This window comes from Cellulomonas sp. Leaf395 (assembly GCF_001424125.1).
In the GTDB taxonomy this organism is placed as follows: domain Bacteria; phylum Actinomycetota; class Actinomycetes; order Actinomycetales; family Cellulomonadaceae; genus Cellulomonas.
On sequence record NZ_LMQI01000003.1, the window covers coordinates 342,341 to 352,814 of the forward strand.

7 protein-coding genes are annotated in these 10,474 nt (G+C 71.8%); 1 reads left to right on the forward strand and 6 read right to left on the reverse strand.

Annotated elements, in window-relative coordinates:
• Nucleotides 1–24: 24 nt before the first annotated feature.
• On the reverse strand, nt 25–2,502 hold the full coding sequence (locus tag ASG23_RS09495; RefSeq protein ID WP_056023577.1) for a phosphoketolase family protein: 2,478 nt from the start codon (nt 2,500–2,502) through the stop codon (nt 25–27).
• Nucleotides 2,503–2,784: 282 nt separating this feature from the next.
• Between ASG23_RS09495 and ASG23_RS09500 the strand changes: the two genes are divergently transcribed.
• Nucleotides 2,785–3,741, forward strand: a complete 957-nt coding sequence (locus ASG23_RS09500; RefSeq protein WP_235520986.1) for an SURF1 family protein — start codon at nt 2,785–2,787, stop codon at nt 3,739–3,741.
• On the opposite strand, the gene arfB is transcribed toward ASG23_RS09500, so the two are convergent.
• From arfB to ASG23_RS20125, 5 genes are all read right to left on the reverse strand, one after another.
• Nucleotides 3,707–4,135, reverse strand: coding sequence for an alternative ribosome rescue aminoacyl-tRNA hydrolase ArfB (gene arfB / locus ASG23_RS09505; RefSeq protein ID WP_056023580.1), 429 nt, complete (start codon nt 4,133–4,135; stop codon nt 3,707–3,709). The two genes, ASG23_RS09500 and arfB, sit on opposite strands and share 35 nt — an antisense overlap.
• Nucleotides 4,132–6,075 carry a collagen-binding domain-containing protein gene (locus ASG23_RS09510; RefSeq protein ID WP_056023583.1) on the reverse strand — a complete coding sequence of 648 codons (1,944 nt, stop codon included), beginning with the start codon at nt 6,073–6,075 and terminating at the stop codon, nt 4,132–4,134. Before ASG23_RS09510 ends, arfB begins: the two co-directional genes overlap by 4 nt.
• 111 nt (nt 6,076–6,186) lie before the next feature.
• Nucleotides 6,187–7,926 carry an ABC transporter ATP-binding protein gene (locus ASG23_RS09515; protein ID WP_056023586.1) on the reverse strand — a complete coding sequence of 580 codons (1,740 nt, stop codon included), beginning with the start codon at nt 7,924–7,926 and terminating at the stop codon, nt 6,187–6,189.
• Entirely contained in the window at nt 7,923–9,770 is a 1,848-nt protein-coding gene (locus tag ASG23_RS09520; protein ID WP_056023589.1) for an ABC transporter ATP-binding protein, read from the reverse strand. The genes ASG23_RS09515 and ASG23_RS09520 overlap by 4 nt, the downstream gene beginning before the upstream one ends.
• A gap of 208 nt (nt 9,771–9,978) precedes the next feature.
• Nucleotides 9,979–10,302: a DUF192 domain-containing protein gene (locus ASG23_RS20125; RefSeq protein WP_162242682.1), complete on the reverse strand. Its 324-nt coding sequence runs from the start codon at nt 10,300–10,302 to the stop codon at nt 9,979–9,981.
• Nucleotides 10,303–10,474 lie beyond the last annotated feature (172 nt).

Genomic DNA, 10,474 nt, shown 5'->3' on the forward strand with positions numbered 1-10,474 from the left:
CGCCCCACGGACGTGGGGGTGTTGCTACTCGTTGTCACCGCCGGTCGACAGCGTCGCGGCGACCTGGCCCTCGTCGGCGGCGTCGGCCGCGTCGGGCCAGACCCACTCCTTGACCTCGGGCGGGTCGTCGCCGAACGCACGGGTGTACTCGCGGGCACGCAGGCGCTCGTCCACCATCTTCTGCCGCAGGTTGGCCTGCGAGCTGCCGAGGGACGGCACGTTGTCGATGACGTCGATGACCAGGTGGAACCGGTCGAGGTGGTTGAGCATGACCATGTCGAACGGCGTCGTGGTCGTGCCCTCCTCCTTGTAGCCGCGCACGTGGATGTTGTTGTGGCCGTGGCGGCGGTAGGTGAGCCGGTGGATGAGCCACGGGTACCCGTGGTACGCGAAGATCACCGGTCGGTCGGCGGTGAACAGACCGTCGAACTGCGCGTCCGACAGCCCGTGCGGGTGCTCTCGCGCGTCCTGGAGGCGCATGAGGTCGACCACGTTGATGACGCGGACCTTCAGCTCGGGCAGCTCGCGGCGCAGGATGTCCGCCGCCGCCAGCACCTCGAGCGTCGGCACGTCACCGGCGCAGCCGAGGACGACGTCCGGCTTCTCGCCGGGCACCTCTGAGCCCGCCCAGTCCCAGATGCCCAGACCGCGCGTGCAGTGCGCGATCGCCTGGTCCATGGTCAGGAAGTTGGGCGCCGGCTGCTTGCCCGCGACGACCACGTTGACGTACTGCCGGCTGCGCAGGCAGTGGTCGTACGTCGAGAGCAGGGTGTTGGCGTCCGGCGGCAGGTAGACGCGGACGACCTCGGCCTTCTTGTTGACCACGTGGTCGATGAACCCCGGGTCCTGGTGGCTGAAGCCGTTGTGGTCCTGACGCCAGACGTGGCTGGACAGCAGGTAGTTGAGGCTCGCGATCGGGCGGCGCCACGGGATGTCGTTCGTGACCTTCAGCCACTTGGCGTGCTGGTTGAACATCGAGTCGATGATGTGGATGAACGCCTCGTAGCAGTTGAACAGGCCGTGCCGGCCGGTCAGCAGGTAGCCCTCGAGCCAGCCCTGGCACTGGTGCTCGCTGAGCATCTCGAGCACGCGCCCGGCACGCGCCAGGTGCTCGTCGACGTCGGCTCCGAAGAACTCGGCGTTCCACTGCTTGTCGGTGGTCTGGAACACCGACTGCAGCCGGTTCGACGCCGTCTCGTCCGGCCCGAAGATCCGGAAGTTGTGGGGGTTGAGGCGGATGACGTCCGTGAGCCAGTCGCCCAGCACGCGCGGCGCCTCACTCATGGAGCCGCCGGGCACCGGCACGTCGACCGCGTACTCGCGGAAGTCCGGCAGGCGCAGGTCCTTGAGCAGCAGCCCGCCGTTGGCGTGCGGGTTGTCGCTCATCCGCAGGTGGCCGGTCGGCGCGAGCGAGCGGATGTCGTCGTGCAGCCGGCCCTCGTCGTCGAACAGCTCGTTCACCTTGTAGGACTCGAGCCACTGTCGCAGCACGTCCAGGTGCTCGGGCGTGTCCCGGGCGTTGGCCAGCGGCACCTGGTGGGCCCGCCAGGACCCGGTGGTCTTCTTGCCGTCGATGTAGTCGGGCCCGGTCCAGCCCTTGGGCGTGCGGAAGACGATCATGGGCCACTGCGGGCGCTGCTCGTTGCCGGCGTGCGCACTGCGCTTGATCTCCGCGATCTCGTCGAGCACCTCGTCCAGCAGCGTCGCAAACCTGCGGTGGATGTCCTCGTGCGACTCGTCGTCGAAGCCCGCGACGAACATGTGCGGCTTGTGCCCGTAGCCCACCATGAGCGACTCGAGCTCGTGGTCGGGGATGCGCGCCAGCACGGTCGGGTTCGCGATCTTGTACCCGTTGAGGTGCAGGATCGGCAGCACGACACCGTCGTTCTCGACGTTGACGAACTTGTTCGAGTGCCAGCTGGTGGCCAGCGGACCGGTCTCCGCCTCGCCGTCGCCGATGACGGTCGCGACGAGCAGGTCGGGGTTGTCGAACGCGGCTCCGTAGGCGTGGCTCAGCGCATAGCCCAGCTCGCCGCCCTCGTGGATCGAGCCCGGCGTCTCGGGTGCGACGTGGCTGGGGATGCCACCCGGGAACGAGAACTGCCGGAACAGGCGGTGGATGCCCTCGGTGTCCTCGGTGATGTCCGAGTAGTACTCCGAGTACGTGCCGTCGAGATAGGCGCTCGCGACGAGACCCGGGCCGCCGTGTCCCGGACCCGTGACATAGATGGTCGACTGCTCGCGCTCCGCGATCGCGCGGTTCAGGTGCGCGTACAGGAAGTTCAGGCCCGGGGTGGTGCCCCAGTGGCCGAGGAGTCGCGGCTTGACGTGGTCACGCGTGAGCGGCTCTCGCAGGAGCGGGTTGTCCAGGAGGTAGATCTGCCCCACCGAGAGGTAGTTCGCGGCTCGCCACCACTGGTCGATGCGCGTCACCGTCTCGGCGTCGACCACCGCCCCGCTCCCGGTCTGCCACGTGTTGCGTGCCGACGTCGTCGTGCTCATGCGCGCGCTCCCCAGTCGTGATTCCGGCTTGCCACCGGCGCGGTGTCAGCCTTCCTTCAGGCACGCGGAACTGACGAGGGCCCTTGGTCCTGTGTCGGGTGTGCGCGTGCCCACTTGTCATACAACCGCACTCCGCGCATCGGCGCAGTAGGTGTGGGCGAACGCACGCCGAACGTCCGGTGGCGGTCGGGCCAGGTCGCCGCGCAGGTCAGCGGGGTTCTGCCCCGGATCGGAGGGCTCGGCCGGTTCCTGCCGCGCTCGTGCTGCGAGGTACCGTGAGGCGTGACCGAGCAGAACCCCGCAGCCGCCGTGCGCGGTCGTGGGCGCGACGGTGGCTCCCGTGTCGACGAGCGCGCGGACGCTCCGGTTGCCGCGGTCCCGGGCACGGGTGCCGACGGTGGTGCCGGCGCGGACAGCCCGGCCGCGGTGGCCCCCGCGTGGGAGCAGGCGGAACGGCGCCCGCCGACGACGATGCTCCGCGCGGCGGTGCGACCTCGCATGATCGTCCTCCTCGTCCTGCTGCTCGCCGCCGCCGCACTGTGCGCCAGGCTCGGCGCGTGGCAGCTGGACCGCGCGCAGGTGCACGGCGCCGCCGCGGCGGAACGTCTCACGGCCGAGCTCGTCGCGGCACCGGCCGTCCCGCTGGACGACGCGCTGGTCCCGCAGACCACGTTCACCGGCGACCTCGTCGGGCGCAAGGTGGCCGTGACCGGGACGTACGACGCCGACGGCCAGCTGCTGGTCAGCGGCCGCGCGCACGACGGGACCACCGGGCTGCTCGTCCTGACGCCGCTGACCACGACCGACGGTTCCGTGCTTCCCGTCGTCCGCGGCTGGGTCGCGACGCCCGCCGACGCCGACGCACCCCCGGCCGGGGCCGTGGACGTGACGGGCTACCTGCAGGCGTCCGAGCAGGCGGGCACCGGGGTGGCCGACGGGCAGACCGACGCGATCAGCTCCGCCGAGCTGCTCAACTCCTGGGGCGGACCCATCTACACCGGCTACCTCGTGGTCGCGTCGTCGGACCCGGCGCAGAGCGACTCCGTAGTGTTGCTCGGCCCGCCGACCAAGCCCGGCGCGGGGCTCAACATCCAGAACCTGGCCTACGCCGCCCAGTGGTGGATCTTTGGCGCCTTCGCGGTGCTGCTCTGGCTCCGCCTGGTCCGCGACGAGGCGAGGGGTTCCGGACCGGAGGCCGCCGACCTCAGCCCAGCGGAGGGCGACGCCGCAGCTCCTTGACCGCCCGGCGCTTCTGCTCGCCCTGCACCCGGCGCACCTGGGACCCCCGGCTCGGCCGGGTGGCGCGGCGCGTCGGACCCGGGGGAGCGAGGGCGTCGTCGAGCAGCGCGTGCGCACGGGTGAGCGCGGCCTCGCGGTTGCGCAGCTGAGACCGGTACTCCTGGGCGCTCAGGGTGAGCAGCGAACCACGCAGTCGCCCCGCCAACCGCGCCATGACCCGGTCCTGCTGGGTCGGGCTGGTCCAGGGGACCCGCGCGAGGTCGACCGTGAGCTCGACCCGGGAGTCGGTCGTGTTGACCGACTGACCACCCGGACCGCTGGAGCGCGAGAAGCGCCACGCGAGGGCGTCGTCGGGAACGACGACACCCCCGCGCAGGACGAGCGGTCCGGTCACTCGCGGATCGTACGCGCGCGCCGCGCGGCGAATGTCAGCGTCGCGCCGAGCAGCAGCGCGAGCGCGGAAGCCAGAGCGGTGGCGCCCACATCATCAAGACCGGTCACCGCGAGCTGGGCGCCGCCGCCCGGGAGGACCACGTTCGTGACCTGCACCGCACTGACGGCGCTGCCGCGGCCCACGGTGAACGCGAAGCCGCCGTGCTGGGGGGTCGCGGCGGTGCCACCGGTGACCGCCCACGTCGGCGCCGTCCAGGTGCCGCCGACCGGGTTCGTGGGCCGGACCTCGACCAGCTCGACGACGCTGTCGGGGGCGACGTCGATCGGGCCCAGGACGGTGCCGTCGGAGGCGACGACGAGGTCCGGCGACTGCCGCACGTCGTCCACCCACCACTGGAAGGTGAACGTGGCCGGTGCGCCGAGACCGGCGTCGTCCACGGACTTGGCGATGCTGAATCGGCCCTGCCCGACGAGCGTGTCTGAGAGGGTGATCTCCACGTCCGCGTCCTCCTCGACGACGAACGCGACCTGCGCGCCCGGCTGCGTCGGGGGGATCGTCGTCGTCCCCGTGACGGTCCAGACCGGTGTCTGCCAGACACCGCCCGGCACCGTTGCCGGTGTGGCTTCCCCGAGCTCGACCACCGTGCCGGACGGGACGGCGGCCGGGCCGAGCACGGTGCCGTCCGTCTCGACCGACAGGTCAGGCAGCTGCCGGACCCCGTCGACCCAGTACTGCACGAAGACGTTGACGGGCAGGGCGTCGAACGCGCCGTCCACGACCAGGGTTTTGCTCAGCTGGACCGAGCCGACCGTCGTCGCGTCGTCCGGGATGCATCCCGCGAACGCGTAGTGGTGAATCTCGCCGGAGCCGCCCGCCTTGGTCAGCGTCGATGCGATCACCTGGCCCTCGACCGGGCTCGCGTTCTGCAAAGTGAGGTCGGCCCGTGGTGCCAGGATCGTCCCGGTGATCCGGTCCTGGCTCGTCAGCGTGAGGGGGCCGGTCTCGTCGTAGCTCCAGAGAACCCACGGGGCGAACAGGTTGTTCGTGCCGGAGTCGTTCGCGCCGTTGAACCGCGGGATGCTGAACTCGGTGCCCCCCGACAACCGGATCACCAGCCCGGTGGTGGAGGACGGCAGGGCGCCCGTGAAGTTCAGCGCGGTCACGCCGTCGAACTGCTCGGGCTCCACCGAGAGCACGTTGAGGTCGCCGGCGACGAGCTCGAGCTTCTTCTCCGGCGCGTCCCCGGTGAGCGTCACCGCCGAGACCCCCTCGTTCGCTCCCGGCAGGTCGGAGACGGCGTCCGCGATGGCGTCGAGCGTCGGGAAACCGCTGGTGAGCGGTGCGACGACGAGCGGTCCGATGTGCTGGGGCACCCACTGGGGGAGCTCGTCGGCGGTCGTCGGAGGGCTGGGCGGCACGACACGCGCCTGGCCCGCGCCGTCGACCTCGAGGTCGGCAGGAATGAACACCTCCTGGCCCTTCAATTGGCTCGTCGTCCATGTCTGGGTCCCGGCCAGCATCTCGCCCTGCGGCGAGCCCGTTTGGTCAGCCCCCGAGCCCACCTGGAGGATGCCCTGCGACCCGGCCAAGTTGTACGCGCCAGCCGAGACCCGCACCGGCAGCGTGGTGCCATCGAGGATCGGGAGCGTGTAGCCCGGTGGCGTCTGTCCAGTTGAGTGCCGCACGTCGAACGTGTTCTTCCAGGACAGCGAGCCGCCGACCGCCATGGTGCCCTCGATCTCGGAGCCGGCCACCGAGGCGTCGCCCTCGACGAGGACCGTGAAGCCGCGGGTCGGGTCGTTGGTGGCACCGCAGACGCTGATCGCTGCTGCCGGCGCCGCTGCGCCGACGGTGAGGGCTGCGGCGACGGCGGGCACCAGGAGTGCCCCGACGCCGACGGCGGCGACGAGCGTGCGGGAGTGGCTTCGGGCAGTAGGCACGCGAGATCCCTTCCAGTGGTGAGAGATCTCTCATGAGCAACCTAACCGATTCGGGCGAATCGGCCGTGGCGGGTCATTCGAACGCGAGTGTGACCCGCCAGGGCGCCGTCCTCAGACCGCGTCGTGCTGCCACGAGTGCCACAGCGCGGCGTAGTCGCCGCCGGCCGCGACCAGCTCGTCGTGCGCGCCGATCTCCACGATGCGGCCGCCGTCGACCACGGCCACCCGGTCCGCGTCGTGCGCGGTGTGCAGGCGGTGGGCGATGGCCACCACGGTCCGACCCGAGAGCACGGCCGACAGCGAGCGCTCGAGGTGCCGGGCCGCCCGTGGGTCGAGCAGGGACGTGGCCTCGTCGAGCACCAGCGTGTGCGGGTCGAGCAGGACCAGCCGGGCCAGCGCGATCTGCTGGGCCTGCGCCGGCGTGAGCGCGGCACCGCCCGAGCCGACCTCGGTCTCCAGCCCGTCGGGCAGCGCCTGCACCCACTCCCAGGCGTCGACGGCCCGCAGCGCGCGCTCGAGCGCGGCCGCGTCGGCGTCCACCTGGGCAAGGCGCAGGTTGTCGGCCACCGAGCCGACGAACACGTGGTGCTCCTGGGTGACCAGGGCGACGTGCCCGCGCAGGTCCTCCAGCGGCAGGTCGATCAGGGGCACGCCACCGACCGTGACCGTGCCGTCGGTGGGCGGGTGGATGCCGGCGAGCATGCGCCCGAGCGTCGACTTGCCCGCACCGGACGGTCCGACCACGGCCAGGCGCTCGCCCGCCGCCAGGTCGAGGTCGATCCCGTGCAGGACGTTGTGGCCCTCGCGGTACGCGTAGGTCAGGCCACGGGAGGCGATGTCCTCGTCGACCGGCGTACCCGCGCGCGCCTCGCGGTCGGGTTCGACCAGCTGGACCCCCACGATGCGCGCGAGCGAGGTCGCCGCCACCTGGATCTCGTCGACCCAGAAGATCAGCTCCCACACGGGACCGGTGATCTGGTACGTGTACAGCACGATCGTGGTGACCGCTCCGACCGTGACGTAGCCCTCCGACGCGAGGTAGCCGCCCCACAGCAGGACGGCCGCGGGTGCCAGCACGAACGCCGCGTCGATGCCCGGGAACAGGATCGTGCGCAGGCGCAGCGTCACCTTCTCGGCCTCGAACGCCTCGCGCAGGTCGGCATCCACACGGCCCATACGGCGCCGCCCGAGCCGCAGGGCGTCGACCGTGCGGGCGCCCTCGACGGACTCGGTGATGGTGCCGTTCAGCACCGCGTACGCGGCCGACTCGCGCTGGTAGGCCGGCGTGGCGCGCTTGAGGTACCAGCGCACGACCAGCAGCAGAGTGGGCACGCCGACGAACATCGCGATCGAGACCACCGGCGAGAGCACGAGGCACGCGACGATCGTCAGCGTGATGGTGACGGCGGCGACGATCACCCGCGGGACACCGAAGCGCACCGCGTGCTGGAGCTTGTTGACGTCGTTCGTCGTGCGCGCCACGAGGTCACCGGTGCCGGCCCGCTCGACGACGGACAGTGGTAGGGCCGTGACCTTCTCGATGAACTCCTCGCGCAGCTGGGCGAACACCTCCTCGCCGAACACCATCGACGCCCGCTGCGCGAACCGGATGAGCACGGTCTGCGCGAGCACGGCGACCACGCCCACGGCGATCAGCGTGTTGATGTACGTCGCCGTGGTGCCGCCCGTGACGGCGTCGACGAGCATGCCCAGCAGCCACGGCCCCGCCAGGCCCGCGGTCGCGGCCAGCGTGTGCAGGGCCGCGATGAGGACCAGCGGGCGGCGGTGCTTGCGGAAGAGCACGCCCGTGTAGGCCCGGACCGTCGCGCTGTCGGCGATGGGGAGCTTCATGACTGTCCTCCTCTGCTCTCTCCGGCCGACTGTCCGGCCATCAGCTCCTGGTGGAGCCGCTCGTCCTCCGCCAGCTCCTCGACCGAGCGGAGCTCCAGCGACTCCTCGTCCATCTGCCGTCCGACCACCGCCCGGTACGCGCGCGCGATCTCAAGGTCGTCGGCGCCGTGCGTCAGCAGGTCGTCGTGGCTGCCCCGGGCGCGGACGGCACCGTCCTGCACGAACGCGACCTCGTCCACGTGGTCCAGCACGAGCGGGCTGGCGGTGACCACGAGCGTGGTGCGGCCCCGCCGGACATCCACCAGACGCGCGGCGATCCGGGCCTCGGTGTGGGCGTCGACCGCGCTGGTCGGCTCCACCAGCACGAGGATCTCCGGGTCGATGAGCAGCGCACGGGCGAGGGCGACGCGCTGGCGCTGACCACCGGACAGCGAGCGGCCCTTCTCGGGCAGCTCGCCGGCGAGGCCGTCGGCCACCGAGTCGAGGACGTCCTGCGCGTCGGCCGTGTCCATCACCCGCAGCAGGTCGTCCTGCGTGGCCGAGCCGCGCACGTCGAGCTCGTCGGCCAGCAGGCCGGAGAAGAGGTGCGGGGTGGCCTCCGCGACGACGATGCGCTCCCGCACGAGCTCCTTGTCGAGCTCGGACAGCAGCACGCCACCGAGGCGCACGGGGGTGTCCTGCTCCGCCGCGTCGTCGAACCGGCCGAGCCGTGTGGCGATGCGCGCGGACTCGTCGGGGTTGGCGCTGACCAGCGCGACCACCCGGCCGGGCTCCAGGTGCAGCCCGCTGACCTCGTCGACCAGCGGCACGTGCGGCTCCGGCGCGGTGGCCGTGCCGGGCGTCGCGCCGGTCGCCGGGACGACCTGCAGGACCTTGACCACCTTGGTCGCACCGATGTGGGCGCGCGTCGCCGCCTGGAGCATCTGCGTCGCGTTCTGGACCGGCCAGGACAGGAACGCCGCGAAGCCGTACGTCGACACCAGCTGGCCGGGCGTGATGGTGCCCGCCAGCGCCATGTGGGCGCCGAACCAGATGAGCGTGACGACGAACGCGCCGGGCAGCAGGACCTGGAGAGCGTCCAGGACCGACTGCGTCCTGGCCACCTCCACGCCGCGGCGCCGCGTCTCCTGCGACTGCGCGCGGTACCGGTCGGTGAAGACCTCCTCGCCGCCGATGCCGCGCAGGATGCGCAGGCCGGAGACCGTGTCCGAACCCAGCGTGGTGAGTCGCCCGGACGCCTCGCGCTGCGCCACCTGGCGGCGCGAGAGTGGCTTGACCAGCAGGCCGAGGATGGCGGCGACCGTCGGCAGGCCCAGGACAACGACGAGCCCGAGCGGGACGGACACCCGGAGCATCAGCACCGCGACGATGGCGTAGGCCACGAGGCTGCCGAGGAAGTGGCTGGCGAGCGCGAAGACCTCACCGATGCGCAGCGCGTCGTTGGCCACGGCCGAGACGACCTCACCCGTCGGCAGCTCCTTGGTGATGGTGTGGCCCGACCGGGCGACGGTCCGGCCGACCAGCTGCGAGGACGTGAACGCCGCCCGCAACCAGTTGTTCACGTCGTACCGGTGGCCGATGGCCGAGGCCGTGATGATCACCGCGCCGAGCGCGAGCAGCGTCGCGCACGCACGCCAGAGGTCCGGACCGAAGCCGCTGGCCAGGCCGTCGTCGATCGCGCGGCCCACGACGAACGGGGTGAACGCCTGGGCCGCGAACTGCAGGACGCCGAGCCCGACGGCAGTCAGGAGGATGCCCCACTGCCGGCCGGCCAGCCACCAGAGCAGCGCCGTGGGCCCGCTCAGGGGCGGGGTGCCGGGGTCGTCGAGGGGGAGAGAACGCACGAGGAGCAACGTTACGGGGCGGTACCGACACAGCCCGAACCCTTTATGTCGTCACCCGGTGGGGTCGGCCGCCCACCCCGTGGTGCGGGTGAACCTGGGTCGGGCGCCTGGGCCCCTGAGCTCAGTCCCGGTGGGCCCGTGTACCCGCACGCCCGGTGCCACGGACCCGCCGTCCTGGCCCCGGCGGCGACGACGATGGACGGGTGCCTCACGACCCGCCGGCGACACCACCCGGACCACCGCGCGAGACCACGCCCCCGGGGCGCAGGTCCCAGCGCTCGAAGCTGCCCTGTGGCGCCTCCACCACGGCAACTACCCCGCGACGCGGCGCGGTGACCGCCCAGGGGCGGAGCACGAGGGTGTCGACGACGCCCCCCGCGGAGTCGAGCAGGGCGACGTCGAGGCTCACCCGCATGCCGATGCCGTGCACCGAGGACTCGGGCTCGAGCCAGAGTGCCTCAGGCAGCTCGCGGCGGCCCAGAAGACCCCGGAAACGGGCACGCCAGGTGTCCGCGACCTCGACGGTCGCCACCGGTGATCCGTTCACCAGCAAGAGTGATCTGGACCGAAGTGCACTCATCGTCCGCCTATCATGTGCGTGGTCTGCCGCCCCCGGCGCCTCGTCCGGTGCGGGGCGGGGACCATCGTCGCAGGGACGCGCAGGCCACGAAGTCCTGCCTCGCGGGTCGAAAGTCTCGCCAGGT

Bases quoted from the DNA above. Each gene is read 5' to 3' on its own strand.
- ASG23_RS09495 (WP_056023577.1), bottom strand. From the start codon at position 2,502: ATGAGCACGACGACGTCGGCACGCAACACGTGGCAGACCGGGAGCGGG.
- ASG23_RS09515 (WP_056023586.1), bottom strand. From the start codon at position 7,926: ATGAAGCTCCCCATCGCCGACAGCGCGACGGTCCGGGCCTACACGGGC.